At 67.1% G+C, this 15,177-nt stretch carries 13 protein-coding genes; 3 read left to right on the plus strand and 10 right to left on the minus strand.

The window, feature by feature from the left end; genetic code table 11:
• The first annotated feature begins 19 nt into the window (after positions 1 to 19).
• On the plus strand, positions 20 to 169 hold the full coding sequence (locus BM417_RS47150) for a GNAT family N-acetyltransferase (RefSeq protein ID WP_177320711.1): 150 nt from the start codon (positions 20 to 22) through the stop codon (positions 167 to 169).
• Here the strand turns inward: BM417_RS47150 and BM417_RS32235 are convergent.
• Together BM417_RS32235 and BM417_RS32240 are read right to left on the minus strand one after the other, a co-directional pair.
• Entirely contained in the window at positions 162 to 440 is a 279-nt protein-coding gene (locus tag BM417_RS32235) for a hypothetical protein (protein WP_143138883.1), read from the minus strand. The genes BM417_RS47150 and BM417_RS32235 overlap by 8 nt on opposite strands.
• Positions 437 to 1,429: a hypothetical protein gene (locus tag BM417_RS32240; protein ID WP_093602367.1), complete on the minus strand. Its 993-nt coding sequence runs from the start codon at positions 1,427 to 1,429 to the stop codon at positions 437 to 439. Before BM417_RS32240 ends, BM417_RS32235 begins: the two co-directional genes overlap by 4 nt.
• 120 nt (positions 1,430 to 1,549) lie before the next feature.
• Between BM417_RS32240 and BM417_RS32245 the strand changes: the two genes are divergently transcribed.
• Both BM417_RS32245 and BM417_RS32250 read left to right on the plus strand, forming a co-directional pair.
• Positions 1,550 to 1,852 carry an ArsR/SmtB family transcription factor gene (locus tag BM417_RS32245; RefSeq protein ID WP_093602369.1) on the plus strand — a complete coding sequence of 101 codons (303 nt, stop codon included), beginning with the start codon at positions 1,550 to 1,552 and terminating at the stop codon, positions 1,850 to 1,852.
• Positions 1,849 to 2,355: an SRPBCC domain-containing protein gene (locus tag BM417_RS32250; protein ID WP_093602371.1), complete on the plus strand. Its 507-nt coding sequence runs from the start codon at positions 1,849 to 1,851 to the stop codon at positions 2,353 to 2,355. The genes BM417_RS32245 and BM417_RS32250 overlap by 4 nt, the downstream gene beginning before the upstream one ends.
• A 46-nt stretch (positions 2,356 to 2,401) precedes the next feature.
• Here BM417_RS32250 and BM417_RS32255 read toward each other — a convergent pair whose 3' ends face one another.
• The 8 genes from BM417_RS32255 to BM417_RS32290 form a co-directional block, all read right to left on the minus strand.
• Positions 2,402 to 3,289: an SDR family NAD(P)-dependent oxidoreductase gene (locus BM417_RS32255; RefSeq protein ID WP_093602373.1), complete on the minus strand. Its 888-nt coding sequence runs from the start codon at positions 3,287 to 3,289 to the stop codon at positions 2,402 to 2,404.
• A gap of 269 nt (positions 3,290 to 3,558) precedes the next feature.
• The gene (locus tag BM417_RS32260; RefSeq protein ID WP_093602375.1) at positions 3,559 to 4,743 is read right to left on the minus strand and encodes an ABC transporter ATP-binding protein; all 1,185 of its coding nucleotides are present in this window, start codon (positions 4,741 to 4,743) and stop codon (positions 3,559 to 3,561) included.
• Positions 4,744 to 4,751: 8 nt separating this feature from the next.
• A complete protein-coding gene (locus BM417_RS32265) occupies positions 4,752 to 5,597 on the minus strand; it encodes a carbohydrate ABC transporter permease (RefSeq protein ID WP_093602377.1) in 846 nt (281 codons plus the stop codon).
• On the minus strand, positions 5,597 to 6,556 hold the full coding sequence (locus BM417_RS32270) for a carbohydrate ABC transporter permease (RefSeq protein WP_093602379.1): 960 nt from the start codon (positions 6,554 to 6,556) through the stop codon (positions 5,597 to 5,599). Before BM417_RS32270 ends, BM417_RS32265 begins: the two co-directional genes overlap by 1 nt.
• Positions 6,553 to 7,806, minus strand: a complete 1,254-nt coding sequence (locus BM417_RS32275; protein WP_093602381.1) for an ABC transporter substrate-binding protein — start codon at positions 7,804 to 7,806, stop codon at positions 6,553 to 6,555. Before BM417_RS32275 ends, BM417_RS32270 begins: the two co-directional genes overlap by 4 nt.
• Before the next feature lie 168 nt (positions 7,807 to 7,974).
• Entirely contained in the window at positions 7,975 to 8,535 is a 561-nt protein-coding gene (locus BM417_RS32280; RefSeq protein WP_093602383.1) for a general stress protein, read from the minus strand.
• A 159-nt stretch (positions 8,536 to 8,694) separates the two neighbouring features.
• The gene (locus BM417_RS32285) at positions 8,695 to 9,048 is read right to left on the minus strand and encodes a hypothetical protein (RefSeq protein WP_143138884.1); all 354 of its coding nucleotides are present in this window, start codon (positions 9,046 to 9,048) and stop codon (positions 8,695 to 8,697) included.
• A 41-nt stretch (positions 9,049 to 9,089) separates the two neighbouring features.
• A complete protein-coding gene (locus tag BM417_RS32290; protein ID WP_093602387.1) occupies positions 9,090 to 15,173 on the minus strand; it encodes an RHS repeat-associated core domain-containing protein in 6,084 nt (2,027 codons plus the stop codon).
• Positions 15,174 to 15,177: the final 4 nt, after the last annotated feature.

Here is a 15,177-nt window from a genome sequence, read left to right on the forward strand (position 1 = left end):
CGTCCCACCTAGGAGGTGGGTGGGGTCGCTGGAACTGGACAGCGTGCACACGGTCCACGCGCACGTCGAGCCGGCCAACCGCGCCTCCGCCCGCGTGCTGGAGAAGGCGGGCTTCACCCGGTTCGAGAGCACCGGCGAGCCGATCGGCTACCAGCGCATGGTCAGCTGACCGGCCCGAACTCGCGGTCGAGCACCTCGGGCCAGTCACCGTGCCCGACGCCACCCGCCATGAGCACGTCACGCCAGTCCACCCGCAGCGCGCGAACCTGCGACCGGACCGCCGCCAGGTCTCCAGCGGCCGCCAGCACGACGGCCGCGTGCATCCGTTCGACGTCCTGGTTGTCGGTGAACGCGCCGGCGAGCCTGCCCAGCACCTCGTCGGCCTCGTCGCCGCGAAAGTCCCGGCGCACCCGCGCGGCGACCCGCTCCGACACGCTCATCGGGGTGCCACCCGCGGCCCGTCCGCGTCCGGCAGCGGCCGCGCCTGGTCCAGCACCTCGTCGGTGTACTTGTCGAGCAGCCGGGTGCCGATCTGCTGCGCGTACCCGAAGATGACCGCCCACAGCAGCAAAGCGGCCGCCGAGGGGATGCCGATCAGCCCGCTCGTCACGCCGGCGCCCAGTGCCAGGATGCCGACCACCGCCAGTGCCGCCCCGAGCATGATCTTGATCAGTGCCTGGTACCCGATCATCACGTACGGCGAGAGCGATGGCCGGCGGCGTAAGAGCAGGACCACCGAGGCCAGCACCGCGCCGAACGAGCCGAGCACCTGCACGAGCCACACGTCCACACCGGACGCTTTCGCGGTGCCGCCGGGACAGACGGTCGGGAGCGCGTTCTCCTTCGGGTCGACGCACAGCGGGATGATGCCCGGCTTCACGATGCCGACGACGCCGAGGACCGTGTTGATCACGAAGAGCACCAGGGACGCGGCGATCAGCTTGTTGCGCAACGCGCGGGAGCCCGCGTGCGCGAAGTCCGAGTTGTCGTAGGCGGCACGGAGGGCGTCCACCACGATCGCCCGTTCGACCGCGGGCGTGAACTCCCCCGGCCGCAACGCTTCCAGGGCTCGGCGGCGCGGATCGTCGTCGTCCAGGTACTGCGCCACCCGTGCCTGCAGACCCGGCAACCGCCCCAGGAACCCGCGTTCCGCCGAGATCGTGGCCACCTCGGCCTCGTGCAGGGCGCGCCAGGCACGTTCGATGTGCCAGCCCGACCACCACGACGGCAGCATGCGCCACCACGGCTCGCGGCTGCCGAGCATCGCCTCGACCACGGCGGCCTGCGCCTCGGCCGTGCGGCGCCACACGTCGCCCTCGGGATCGACCGGATCGGACGGGCCGAGCGCGGCCAGATCCGCGCGGACCCGGTCCAACCGGGACTGCACGACGAGCCGCCAGTCGGTGACTCTGGGTTTACGTTCGGCCATGTCCCGATGGTGACAGGCGACACCGACAATTTCCGCAGCCATCCGTGTGACGTGCGCAAACGTCACCAGAACGCCTATATACACTTGTGCTTATATACGTACTGGGTTATAAAACTGACCGTGGACGTCTTCGAGGCAGTGGCCGAACCGACCCGCCGGCACCTGATCAGCCTGCTGGCCGAACGCGAACGCACCGCGGGCGAACTCGTGGACAGCCTCCCGGCGCTGACCCAGCCCGCCGTGTCCCGTCATCTCCGCATCCTGCGGGAGACGGGACTGGTCGAGGTGCGACCGGACGGCCAGCGCCGCATCTACGCGCTCAAACCCGATGGCCTGCAACGCATCGACGACTGGATCACCCCGTACCGCCGCTTCTGGCGCGACCACCTCGACGCACTTCGACAGCACCTGGAGAACGAATGAACGACCTCGGCACCATCACCGCCGAAGGCGAGCACGCCGTCCTCACGTTCCACCGCAGGTTCCGGTTCCCGATCGACCGCGTCTGGGCGGCCATCACCGACGACGCCGAACGCAAGGCGTGGTTCGGCGAGGGAACCGTTGACCCGCAAGGCAAAACGGTCGTCATCGAACCCGAGGACCCGCCCGCGCCGATGGAGGCCAAGCGCGTCACGGGCCGCATCCTGACGTGGCAGCCTCCGGAGAACGGCCGCGCGGTCTTCGAGCACGAGTGGCACCAGCGCATCGTGGAGGACAGCGTCGTGCGCTACGAGCTCACCGCGGAAGGCGACGAGACTCTGCTCCAGTTCACCCACAGCGGGCTGTCCGAACGCAACGCCAAGGGCTTCGCGCCCGGCACGCACGCGTTCTTCGACCGCGCGGAAGCCTTCCTGCGCAACGAGACGCCGCCGAACTGGTCCGAGCGCTACGCCGAGGTCGCGCCCGCGTATCCGGCGTGGAGGTAGAGGGGAGGCGCCGCCCAGGGCACCAGACGGCGCCTCCCCAGCGGGCTCAGGCGGTCTGCGAAGGCTCCACCAGCGCACGGAGCCGGGGAGGCATCCTCTTCTCCAACCCGTACGGTTCGAGGTGAGCCTGCAACACGCCCGTGAACGCCCGCTCCACCGAAGCGGTGTCCCAGTTGTCGCTCTCCAGGATCGGCTGCTTGAAGTACGGCTGGCCCACGATGTGCAGCTGCCTGCCGTTGCAGCGGATCACCTGCCCGGTGATGCCCTCGGCGCGGTCCGAGAGCAGGAACAGCACCAGCGGCGCCACCTTGCCCGGCGTCCGGTCGGCCGGAATGGCACGCAGAGAACGTTCCGACTTCCACACCATCCGCGTGTGCGCGACAGGGCACACGGCGTTCACGCGGATGCCTTCGGACTCCAGGTCGAGAGCCCACGAGTAGCTCAGCGAGGCCACCGCGCCCTTGGTCGCCGAATAGGTGGCGAGTTTGCGCTGGCCGAATGAGGCGCCGGAGGAAATGTTGATGATGGAGCCGCCACCGGTGGCGCGCATCGCCCGCATCGCCGCGATTCCGACGTAGATGACACCGAGGACGTTCACCTCGACGACCTGCTTGATCGTCTCGGGGTCGTCTTCCCACGGGGCGGTCTCGTAGTTCAGGCCCGCGTTGTTCACCAAGCCGTCGACGCGCCCGAATTCGTCCACGCACAGGTCGACGATCTTGGCGGCCTCGCTCGGGTCCGCGACCGTGTGGTTCGAGGCCACGGCACGACCACCGAACTCGCGAATGTGCTCCGCGACCCGTTCTGCCAGGTCACCGTCGTTGTCGTTGACCACCACGGACGCGCCCGCGAGGGCGGCGTGCATGGCGTAGGCCTCGCCCAGCCCTCGACCGGCCCCCGTGATGACGACCGCTTTACCGTCCAGGATCCCCATTGCACGCTCTCTTTCACTCGGCGGCGGTTCCCCGGAACCCCCCTGTGGTCCTGTACCCGCCTTCGACAAGAGTGCGGACTGCCCGCGGGCGCGCAGAACATGTTTCGATGAGATGACGCTGCCGAGCGCCCAATGGCGAACCGAGTTCGGCCGGGCAGATGACCCGCACTAATCGGCCCTCGCGAACACGGTCCTTTGGCCCTAACTCGATCGGGTGACAAAAACGGGCCGCCTTCCCGCGAGGGGAAGGCGGCCCGAGAAACGAGAATTCACCGTTCCGTGTAAGTCAGGTTCCTGCCGTTGGACGGGTCGAAGAGCTGCACCTTGTCCGCGTCGAACCAGATCTCCGACGAGGCGCCTTCCACCGCGCCGGACGCCGAGGACAGGCGCGTCACGAGCGAGATGCCGTCACCCGGCACGTCGTCCGATCCCGCGTCCGCCGCGAGCTCCTGGAGCTCGGCCGAGGCCGCCTGTTCGCCCGTGAGGTTGAAGTAGGCGTACTTGTCCGAGCCCATCGACTCCAGCACGTCCACCTGGTGCGTGAACTTGCCGCCCGACGACAACGCCGCCGCTTCGACCAGTGCCGCGTCCTCGAAGTGCTCCGGGCGGATGCCCATGATCACCTCGCGGGGCGCGTCGGCACCCTCCACCAGCTGCCGCACGCGGTCCGTCAGCGTGACGTCGCCGAGGATCGAGCGCAACGAGCCGTTCTCCAGCGTCGCCGGCACGAAGTTCATCGCCGGGGAGCCGATGAAGCCCGCGACGAACAGGTTCGCCGGCTGGTCGTAGAGGAACTGGGGCGCGCCGATCTGCTGCACGACACCGCCGCGCATGACGACGACCCGGTCGCCGAGGGTCATCGCCTCGGTCTGGTCGTGCGTCACGTACACCGTGGTCGTGCCGAGCTGCTTCTGCAGGCGCGACACCGAGGTGCGCATCTGCACGCGCAGCTTGGCGTCCAGGTTGGACAGCGGTTCGTCCATCAGGAACGCCTTGGGGTTGCGCACGATCGCGCGGCCCATCGCCACGCGCTGCCGCTGGCCACCGGACAGGTTGGACGGTTTGCGGTCGAGGTGCTGCGTGAGATCGAGGATCTCCGCGGCCTCCTTGACCTTCTTCTCCACCGTCGCGTTGTCGACCTTGGCCAGCCGCAACGGGAAGGCCATGTTCTCCTTCACCGTCATGTGCGGGTAGAGCGCGTAGGACTGGAACACCATCGCGATGTCGCGGTCCTTGGGCGCCTTCTCGTTGACGCGCTGCCCGCCGATGCGCAGCTCGCCGTCGGTGATGTCCTCCAGGCCCGCGATCATGTTGAGCGTGGTGGACTTACCGCAGCCGGACGGTCCGACCAGGATGATGAACTCGCCGTCGGCGATCTCGAGGTTGACCTCCTGCACGGCCAGCGCGCCGTCGGGGTACCTCTTGGTCACCTTGTCCAGAACGATCTCTGCCATTGGTCAACTCACCCCTTGACGGCGCCGGAGGTCAGGCCGGCGACGATCCGGCGCTGGAAGAACAACACGAAGAGGATGATCGGGATGGTGATGACCACGGCGGCCGCCGCGATCGACCCGGCCGGGTCCTCGAACTGGGAACTACCGGTGAAGAACGACAGCGCCACCGGCACGGTCCGCGACTGCTCGGTCGAGGTGAGCGAGATCGCGAACAGGAAGTCGTTCCAGCAGAAGATGAACACGAGGATCGCCGTCGTGAACACACCCGGCGCGGCCAGTGGCGCGATGACGCGACGGAACGCCTGCCCCGGCGTCGCACCGTCCATCTTCGCCGCCTTCTCGAGCTCCCAGGGGATCTCGCGGAAGAACGCCGACAGGGTGTAGATCGCGAGCGGCAGGGCGAACGTGATGTACGGCAGGATCAGGCCGGGCCACGTGTCGAACAGGCCGAGCGAGCGCTCGATCTCGAACAACGGGGACACCAGCGAGACCTGCGGGAACATCGCGATCAGCAGCGAGACGCCCACCAGCAGGTTCTTGCCGGGGAACTCCAGCCGCGCGATGGCGTAGGCGGCCATCGTGCCGAACACCACGGCGATCGCGGTCGCGATGACCGCGATGCCGATGGAGTTGATCAGCGCCCGCGTGAACTCCGACGTCGAGAAGATGTTCTGGTAGTTCTCCAGACTCCACTCGCGAGGGATGAAGTTGCCGTCGGACAACGTCTTCGACGACTTGAACGACAGCGACACGATCCACAGCACCGGGATCAGCGCGTAGATCACGACGACCGTGTTGAGAACGCCCCAGCCCCACTTCTTGGCCGGGGTCTCCGCTCCTCCGATGCCCGCCATCAGCGCTTCCCTCCGTCGTCACTGCCGGGGGCAGCGGTGCCGAAGAGCTTGATGAACACGAACGCGATGATCGCGACCATGATGAAGATCAGCACGGACATCGTGGATCCGATACCGAGGTTCAAGCCCTTGATGAGGTTGTTGTAGGTCAGCATCGACACCGACGACGTGCCCTGCGAACCCGCGGTGAGCACGAAGAGGTTGTCGAAGATGCGGAACGCGTCGAGCGTGCGGAACAGAAGTGCCACCAGGATCGCCGGCTTCATGATCGGCACGGTGATCCTGATGAACCGCTGCCACCCGTTCGCGCCGTCCATCGCGGCGGCCTTGAGGAGGTCGTCCGGCACCAGCGCCAGGCCCGCCATCAGCAGCAGGGCCATGAACGGCGTGGTCTTCCAGATCTCCGCGAGCCCCACGACCATCAGCGCCGGGATCTTCTCCGTGAGCACGGGATCGCCACCGAGCGCCTCGGCGAGGTAGCCGGTGCCGGGCGTCCAGGCGAAGCGCCAGGAGAACGCGGCCACGACCGTGACGATGCCGTACGGGATCAGCGTCGTCGTGCGGACGATGCCCCGGCCGACCAGCGCGCGGTGCATGATCAGCGCGAGCGACATGCCCAGCACGAGCTCGACGGCGACCGTGACGACGGTGAGCAACACCGTCACCCAGACCGCGTTCCACCAGTACGGGCTGCTGAGCACCGTGACGTAGTTGTCGAACCAGATCCACTCGGTGCGGTCCGGGAACTTCAGGTCGAACCTCTGCATCGACAGCAGCAGCGAGTAGAGGATCGGCCAGCCGGTCACCGCGATCATGGTGATCGCGGCGGGCGCGCAGAGCAGCCAGCCGAGCCGGCGTTCGGCCTTCTTGCCCTCGCTCAGCGCGACCTTCTTCTTGGGGGCGACCGACGCAGGTGTTGCCCCGGTCGTCGCCGTGTCTTCCGTTGCTGTCTGGCTCACGGCAGCACCCCCTTCGAGTCGAGAGCGTCCTGCAGTTCCTTGCGCAGCCGGTCCGCCGTGGCCTGCGGGTCGATGCTCGCGGGCGGCGACAGGATCGTGGAGATGACCGTCGACGCGTTCTGGTACGCGGGCGTGCGCGGCCGCACACTCGCGTTCTTCAGCGTCTCCTTGATGTCGTCGCGCATCGGGTACGCCTCGGCCATCTCGGGCTCGTCGTAGACGGACTCGATGGTCGGCGGCACACCGTCCTTGAGCGCGGCGAGCTTCTGAGCCTCCGCACCACGCAGACACAGGACGGCGTCGAACGACTCGTCCGCGTGCGTGGTGTAGTTGCTGACGGCGTAGTTGATCCCGCCGACGGTGACCTTCGCGGCGTCACCGCTGACCGTGGGATACGGCGCCCACTTGAAGTTCTTCGCGAAGTCCGGCTTCTTCTGCGCCGCCGCGTAGACGTACGGCCAGTTGAGCTGGAACGCCGCCTCACCGTTCTCCATGGCCAGGCGCGCATTGTCCTCGGCCGCGTTGGAGAACGACGGGTCGATCGCCTTGGACGTGGCGAGCTTCTTCAACGCCGCCAACGCTTCCACTGCCTTGGCATCGACGACGGCCTTGGTACCGGTCTCGTCGATGATGGTGCCGCCGTTGGAGTTGACGAGGGTGTTGAACAGCACGACGAGCCCCTCGTACTGCTTGCCCTGTCCCACGATCCGGCCGGGCTTCCCGTCCGCCACCAGCGCCTCGGCCATCGAGATCATCTCGTCCCACGTCTTGGGAGGCGTCGGTACGAGATCAGAGCGGTACCAGAGCAGCTGGACGTTCGTGTTGTCCGGCGCCGCGTAGAGCTTGTTGTCGTAGGTCGCCGTCTCGAGCGGCGTCTTGAGCGTGCCACTCTCCACCTGGGACTTGACGGACCCGGTGAACTCCTTGAGCCACCCGGCCTCCGCGAGCTCCGCCGTCCACGTGACGTCGAGCCCGAGCACGTCCATGCTGTCGTCTTCCGCAGCGAGTCTGCGCACCATCTGTTCGCGCTGACCGTCCGCCTCACGCGGCAGCTTGTTGTAAACGATGTTGTATCGCCCGCCGGCCTTCGCGTTGCAGCTGTCGACGATGGCCTGGAAGTTCTCCTGGGGATACTTGTAGACGTTGACGGTGATGCCGCCGTCGCCCGACCCGCACGCCGTGAGCGTTCCTGCCGCGAGTACCGCGGCTCCCACTCCGGCGGCAAGTCGATAGCGCCGTGTCGCACCCATCGGCCCTGCCTCCTTCCCGACTACACGGAGGAGCCAGACCGCAGCGCCCGGCACCTCGTCGTGCCACCGGCCGCACCGGGCGGACCGGTCAACCGAACCTAGGCCTGGTGATCAGGAGCCGCAACCAAGGGAAGCAACGATTCAGAACCAATGGGCGTCGCGAGCGTCTCAATTGCCGGGGTTCACGGGTCGCATCGCGAGCCGTGCGAGCAGGTCACGACCCTTCTCGGCCGACTTCGGGTGGCACAACACGTCGTACCGGTTCGCGACCAGCTGACTGGCCGACTGGAAGTCCCGCTTACCGCGCGCCGACCCGTACCCGACCGCCGCGAACACCAGCCCGAAGAACACACCGGTGATCAGACCCGTGAGCACCGGTCCGACGGTCACCCCCGGTTCGGGGCTGAAGAGGGTCAGCAGAAGGCCGACGAACAGACCGAACCACGCGCCGCTCGCCGCGCCGGTCATGAGGACGCGGCTCCAGGTGAGCTTGCCGGTGATGCGTTCCACCAGCATCAGGTCCACGCCGACGATCATGACGTCCTGCACCGTGAAGTCCTCGACGGCGAGGTGGTCTACCGCGCGCTGCGCCTCCTCGTACGTGGCGTACGAGCCGATCGGCCACCCTGTCGGCGGGGTGGGCAGGCGCGGGGGGACGCCGGGCCGGTTCGGGTTGGCGAACGGACTCGTCACGGGGACCACCTCTGTCGGACGCGCTGATCGTTCCATCCTGCCAGTGCGGGGTGCGGGGTGCCGAGACGCCTACGGGTGTTTTGCCGGGATCGGGGAGCGAAAGGCTCAAGCAGGAGGGCCGGTCGAGCCAACAGCTCGACCGGCCCTCCTGCCGACCCAGTTCACGACGGCTGCTGCGCTCCGTTCAGCCGACGCTCATTCAGGTCCCGGCTGATTTCCCTCCGCGGAGATCGCCCGCATCGCCTCCGACCGCGCCGCCCTGCGGAAGGCAGCGGGATCTGCGTCGTAACGCAGACAAAGCGCCTCCCACCGAGCGAGCGCGTCAGCGATGCCGTCGTCATCAACCAACCATCGCTCACCACAGCCATGGCTAACGAGATTGGACGCATCCGACGAGTACATGAGGTCGAACCCGTGCAGGTGCTGGAGGGAGTTCTCGACCATCGGATCTGAGATGGTCGCGTCCGTTTCCACCCATGTCGCAGCCCAGCCATGAACCTGTCTCCGATCGACGCGGCCCTCGATCAGTTCTCGCCAGATTCGCTTCACATCGGATCTGCTGGGTTCAGATCTCGGCCCGGAGCGAGGATCTACTGCCATCTTCCCTCGTCGATTCGCTTGTCGAGACTTGACTGGGTCAACCTGTCCAGCACCGTGGTTGGCGCACCGCTCATGTTACTCGGATCCCTGACGACGGCCGAGTAGGTTCCGTCACCGTTTTCGAGCACCTTGACCAGCTGGCCATCATTCTGGATGTACAACTCTCCGTTGTTCCAAACATGATCGACGTCGACCTGTCTTTGCGAGGAACGAAGATTCCCATGAATGTCCCTGCTACTCGTTCCACCGTTGCCGGCATTGGAACTTCCGGCGCCAGGTCCGTCGCTCGGACAGTTGTGCACGAGCACGGGGGTACCACCGGCGAGCACGTGGTAGGTGTGCACACCTTCAACAGTCAGATTGTAGGTGCGCATGGTCGCCTCGTACGTACGGCTCTTCTCAAGGGCCGTACGACCATTTCCCGGAGTCTGCAGCAGATCACCAGGGCTCAGTTCAGAGGCGTCCTCCCACTCGCCTGAAGTCGCGTCGTAGAACGGGTGGTTCGCAGTGGCGTGAATGACCTTCGGTCCGAGCGGCGTAGCCACCGTGAGATCGGTGTACTTCTTGTCCGCATCGGTGACGAACACCGCGAGTACGGTGTATTCACCGGTTTTCGAGCTCTCCGGCTCGCTGGCAGCGACTTCGTCACCGACCTCGACCTCATCGATCCGCTTAGTCGTGCCGTCAGCCATCAGAACCAAGGTGTCACCGGTGAAGCTGTTCTCACATTTCACCGCCTTGGCCGCGCTCTTGGGGATGATCTTGCTGGGAATCCCCGGATCCATCGCCGCCGACCAGCCGCTCTCGATGGCACCATCAAGGGCAGCAGCCCACGGATCGTCCCCCTTGAGCGAGGCCGAGGTCGCCGCTGCGGCAGCACCACCCGCCGCAGCGCAAAGGATCGCAATCCGCCCCTTGGTCAGGTAGTCGCAGGCAGCGGTGACCAGAACGCCGCGCCCGAACGCGCAGTTCTCGTCGAAGCAGCCCCGGTATCCGCCCAGTTTCGCGACCTGCACCGGGTTGAAGTACTTCTCGGCTCCCTTGTTGGGGCGGCCTTCCGCATCGACGTACCTGCTCCAGTAGTCGCGGGAGTACTTGGTGTTCTTGGGCAGGTTCGACTGGTCGATGACGACGTCGCCGTTGGGGTTCTTGGTGACTTCGTAGTCGCCGTGCTCCGTCGGCCAGCCAGCGCCCTCGTTGCAGCTGTCGCACCACAGACCCGAAGGGTCCGAGAAGGTGATCGGGCTGTTGTTCGAGTAGACGTAAGCGTTCCACTGCTGCGGGTCCGCTGGGTCCATGATCGGATCGACCGACAGGAACCGGCCCACAGCAGAGTCGTACTGACGAGCACCGATGTTCACGAGCCCGGTTGACGGGTCGTTGGTGCCGCCGACGAACCCGCGCTCACCGGGGAAGGCGGCGGAGCCGCGCGGGCCGCCGAACGGGAGCTGGCGGCGCTTGGTCACCGCCATGGTGGCCCTGTCGACCGCGATCTGGGACGTGCCCTGGTGGTCGGAGGCCAGCCAGGTGATCTTGGTCTTGCCCTCGCGCATCGCCACGGTCTGGCCGCCCTGCGAGTAGTAGCGCGTGGCGACGGCCTTCGTTGCCCCCTTGGCGAGGCGGAGCTCCTGCATGCCCACGTACAGCGTTGTGCCGTCGGGGTCGCGGCGCAGCAGGCGGGTGCCTTCGGTGGTGTAGACGTACTTCGTTTCCTTGGCGCCTTCGGTGAGCTTGGCGACCTTGTTCTCGACGTCCCAGTCGAGGTTCTGGACCGCGCCTGCGAGGTTGCGGGACTTGGTGTTGCCCACGGCGTCGTACGTGAACTGGTCCAGGCGGCTGCCGCCGGGGCCCTGGGTGGTCACGGACTTCAGGTTGTGGGCGCCCGCGTACTCGTAGGTGCGGGTGGTGTCACCACCGGTCGCCGCACGCTGGATCTCCTTGGTGCGGTTGCCGGTCTGGTCGTACTCGTAGGAGTGCGCGTACTGGGTCGCACCGGACAGGGCGGCGTTGGCCGGGTCACCGCAGTTGCCGCTGACCGTCCACGCCTGGGTCAGACGGCGGAGGTGGTCGTAGCCGAAGCACTGCTTGTCGACACCGAGCACCGTGGTGTCCGTGATGGACTGCACGTTGCCCGCGTCGTCTTGGCCGTAGCTGACGTCGGCCTGCTTCGGTTGTGCCACCTCGGCGTCGACGATGTAGCGGTTCAGACGGCGCGTGTTGTCGTCGTAGTAGTACGAGAGCCAGGCTCGCTTGGTGCCCGAGCCGAGTTCGAGGCGGTAGAGCTCACCGAGCCGCGTGTAGCTGGTGTTGTTGACGAGCGTGTCGGTGCCCTGGCCGGACAGACCGCCGAACGTCTTCACCTGACGGCCGAAGTCGTCGTAGCTGTGCGACACCGTCTCCGTCGGCATGTCCGCGTTGGTGAGCGAGTTGAGCATCTCGCTGAAGAGGCTGCCGTCCGGCCGGTACACGAAGCTCGACTTGTAGGTGCCCTTGAGCGGGCCCTCCACGTCGGGGATCTCCGTCTGCACCGACAACGGCTTGTTCAGCGACGAGTAGGCGTTCACGCGGTTGGTGTAGGCGTTGCCGTCGACGTACCTGGTCGACGACGCCGGCAACCCGACGCCGTAGCCCGCGGTGTCGTACTTGTACTCCTTGAGCAGGGTCGCGCCGGACTTCACCGTCGTCGCGCGGCCCAGGGGGTCGTAGTCGTAGGTCAGGGTGTTCTGCAACGCGTCGGTGGACGTCTTGATCCGGTTGAGCTCGTCGTACGTCATCGTGGTGACGCCGCGGTCGACGTCCTCCGTCCGCACCTCGCGGCCACGCAGGTCGTACTCCCAGCGCCACGTGTTGCCCGCGGGGTCGGTCGAGGACGTGAGCTTTCCGGCCGCCGAGTAGGCGTACCGGGTGGTGTCGTGGTCACCGCTGGCGGTCAGGCCCTTGTACTGCCACAGCTCGGTGGTGCGGCCCTGCGCGTCGAGGACCTTGGTGGTCGGCGTGCCGCCCTTCGGGGGCGTGACGTCGACCCGGTCGCCGCCGTAGGCCTTGATGGTGCGCCACTTCTCCTGGCCACCGGCCTGGAAGATCGTGTTCTGGTCACGGCCGGCACCGTCGAACTCGGTGCGGTTCAGACCGGGAACATCGGTCTCCGAGAAGGTGAGCAGGTTCTTGTCGACCGCCTGGTTGTTGAAGAACGGCTGCGTGACGCGGGATGTGCGCCCCTGCGAGTCGTATCTGGTGTCGACGATCAGCCGTCCGCCGTCGGTGGGCGTCTGGGTCTGCCGCAGCCGGTACTGGCCGTCGTAGACGACGGCGCTGGTGAGGTAGTTGCCGTTCGCGGCGAGTTGCTTGGTCGTGACCGAGCTCGGAGCGTCCCTGTTGACGCCGTACTCGATCGACTGCGTCGGCTCGTCGGGGTAGTCCCCGCGGGGCCGGTTCGCGAGCCAGACGTGCGTCGTCCTGCCGAGCGCGTCGAGCGCCGCCTCCGTCACGTTCTCGTTGGGATCGACCATCTTGACCTGCGTGCCCCACGCCGGCGCGATCGTCGACGTGACGGTGTGCCCGAGCGCGTTGGTCGTCACCAGGCCGGTGACAGGACCACCGGTCGCGGGGACGTAATCGGTCTTCGTGACGTTGCCGAGCGCGTCGCTCGCGGTGAGCGTCCGGCCGTAGACGTCGTAGGTGGCGGTGGTCGCCGTCGTCCACACAGGACCGGTGGCGGGCCGCTGGCCGAGCAGCTCGGCCTTGGTCAGGTTGCCCACGCCGTCATAGGTGTTCTTGACCGCGTTCAGCGCCTGGCCGGGGAACGTCGCCGGAACGTCGCAGCGCACCGCGACGGTCTCGGACTCCGCGACGGAGGTCCACCTCCACCGCGGCTCGTCCTGCACGTACGAGGTCCTGGCGCACTGGTCGTCGGCGTCGGTGCCGAGGTCACCGAGATCGTTGGCCTCGGTCAACTGACCGTGGTCGTCGTACTTGACCGAGTTCTTGGTCTTGCGCCACCCGCCGGACCGCAGCGCGACGTAGTTGGTCGTCGACTCGCGTGCCACCCAGTACGACTTGTAGTCGCCACGGGAAGCGGTCGGGCCTGCCCAGACCGGGTTCGCGATCGACTTGGAGATGACGGTCTCGCTCGTGCCGTCGTGGACCTGCGACTCGAAGCCGATGCCGGACAGCCAGTCGGAGTCCTCGCGTTCGACGCCTTCGGAGTCGGTCACCTTGGCCGTGCGCGTGCCGTTGTTCGGCAGCTTGTCGCCGTGCATGCCGCGGTAGAAGCGGTCCTCGGTCATGGTGACCGGACCGGCCGCATCGCCGTCGTGGCCGGTCCGCACCCGGACGCGCCCGTAGCCGCGGAACTCGTTCCAGGTCCGCTTGTCGTCCTTGGTGAACTCCGACTGGTTGCGGCGCCAGGCGGCGCCGTCCAAGTACTCGTAGCGGACGATCTGTTCGGCGCTCGCGGCCACCCTGTCGGAGGTCGTGACCGACTCGACGACGTACTTGTGGAAGTAGTCCTCGCGTTCCGCACCCAGCGGCGGCGCCCACTTCACGGGGTAGCAGCGCAGGCCGTTCGTCTCCGGGTTGGCGGGCATCGACTGACCGGGCACGCAGTCCGGCGCGGCGTACTTGACCTGGGTGACGCCGCCGGCCTCGGAGACCACACCGGTGACGCGGTAGCGGTTCAGCGGGCCGATGCCGGTCGGGGTGTCGACGCGGTTCGGGATCTTGGCGCCCTCGAACGACACCTCCGGCAGCGGGGCCTCGCCGCCGACGAGGCCGGTGTGCTGGATGCTCTTCAGCCACAGGGCGGCCTGGTAGACGTCATCGGTCTTGGGGAACTCGTGCTGCAACGTCCAGCGGTCGACGTTCTGGTAGCCGGTGCCGTTGCGCACCTGGCTGGTGATCGTCGACAGGCGCTTGGTCGACCAGAACGACGGGCTGTACTTGTCCTTGCACGTGGCGGCGTCGCAGTTGTCCGTCACCGCGGCGTCCGGCCAGTTCTCCTTCTTCGCGAAGGTGCACTCGCTGTCCTTCACGCAGCGGTCGGCCAGACCGAACTCGACGCGGCCGGTCGCCGGCGCGGCGACGTCGTCGCGCAGGCCGTACTCGATGGACTTCATCGTGCCTGCGCGGACGTACGAGACAGCGGCGTCCTTGAGGTTCTTGCCGTACTTGTTGGTCTCGGTCTCGTAGTTGTAGAGGATCACGTTGCCGCGCGGGTCGACGGCCTTGTCCAGCATCCAGCGCCAGGCCCGGTCACACGAGGAAGCCTCGAAAGTACTTTCGTGACAGGGCTCTCCGGCATCGTCGCCGAACACCGGCACGGTCCACGTCGACTTCGAGTCGACCCTTGAGCCGAAGAAGTACTGCGTGCCGTCGACCGTGGTGATCTTCCACGACTCGTTGAAGCGGTCACCGTTGCCGGCAGTGGTCACGCGTTCGATGCGCGACCTGTCGTCCTGCTTCATCCGCCAGGCGCCGGTCTGATCGTCCTTGATCAGCATGCCGCCCTTGCTGCCGAACGACGCCGTGGCGTTGTCGCTGCGCCAGCACAGGTCGCCGGTCTTGGGAGGCGTCGTGCCACCTTCGGTGTCCGTGGCACAGGGACCATAGGCGCGTTCGACGAACCCGGCCGAGAGGTCCCAGCCGTCGCCGATCCACGACGGCTGGTTGTTCGTGGCCGACGTCAGACCGTCCACTGCGGACGATCGGTACGACAGGCCCAGCGAGGGGACGAAGCCGCCCGGCGCCGGTGGCACCCTCAAGGGGTACGACCAGCTGAAGTCGCCGCTCTGCTTCGACACCTCCCAGGAAGCCGAGGCGGAGAACGGTGTGGCGCCGAAGGAGCCGCCGCCCGGGGTGTTGCTCGCGGCGGGCTGGTTGCCCTGCAACGCACGGGACGTCGCCTCGTCCGGGCCGCGGGAGGACAGGGAGCCGTTGCTGGTCGCGACGGAACTCACGTCCGGTGCGTTCACCGACGGGCCTGGGGCGGCGATCGCCTGCTGCTGGACGGTCGCTGTGACCGCCGTGAGCGCGAGGCAGACCGCCAGCCCTCTGATGAGGGCGCGCTTGAGTTTCATGATG

Source organism: Lentzea waywayandensis, assembly GCF_900115955.1.
Lineage (GTDB): Bacteria > Actinomycetota > Actinomycetes > Mycobacteriales > Pseudonocardiaceae > Lentzea > Lentzea waywayandensis.

Coding starts and splice junctions, on each gene's coding strand:
- BM417_RS32280 (WP_093602383.1), bottom strand. CDS start 8,535: ATGGAACGATCAGCGCGTCCGACAGAGGTGGTCCCCGTGACGAGTCCG.
- BM417_RS32290 (WP_093602387.1), bottom strand. CDS start 15,173: ATGAAACTCAAGCGCGCCCTCATCAGAGGGCTGGCGGTCTGCCTCGCG.
- BM417_RS32260 (WP_093602375.1), bottom strand. CDS start 4,743: ATGGCAGAGATCGTTCTGGACAAGGTGACCAAGAGGTACCCCGACGGC.
- BM417_RS32240 (WP_093602367.1), bottom strand. CDS start 1,429: ATGGCCGAACGTAAACCCAGAGTCACCGACTGGCGGCTCGTCGTGCAG.
- BM417_RS32235 (WP_143138883.1), bottom strand. CDS start 440: ATGAGCGTGTCGGAGCGGGTCGCCGCGCGGGTGCGCCGGGACTTTCGC.
- BM417_RS32250 (WP_093602371.1), top strand. CDS start 1,849: ATGAACGACCTCGGCACCATCACCGCCGAAGGCGAGCACGCCGTCCTC.
- BM417_RS32255 (WP_093602373.1), bottom strand. CDS start 3,289: ATGGGGATCCTGGACGGTAAAGCGGTCGTCATCACGGGGGCCGGTCGA.
- BM417_RS32265 (WP_093602377.1), bottom strand. CDS start 5,597: ATGGCGGGCATCGGAGGAGCGGAGACCCCGGCCAAGAAGTGGGGCTGG.
- BM417_RS32275 (WP_093602381.1), bottom strand. CDS start 7,806: ATGGGTGCGACACGGCGCTATCGACTTGCCGCCGGAGTGGGAGCCGCG.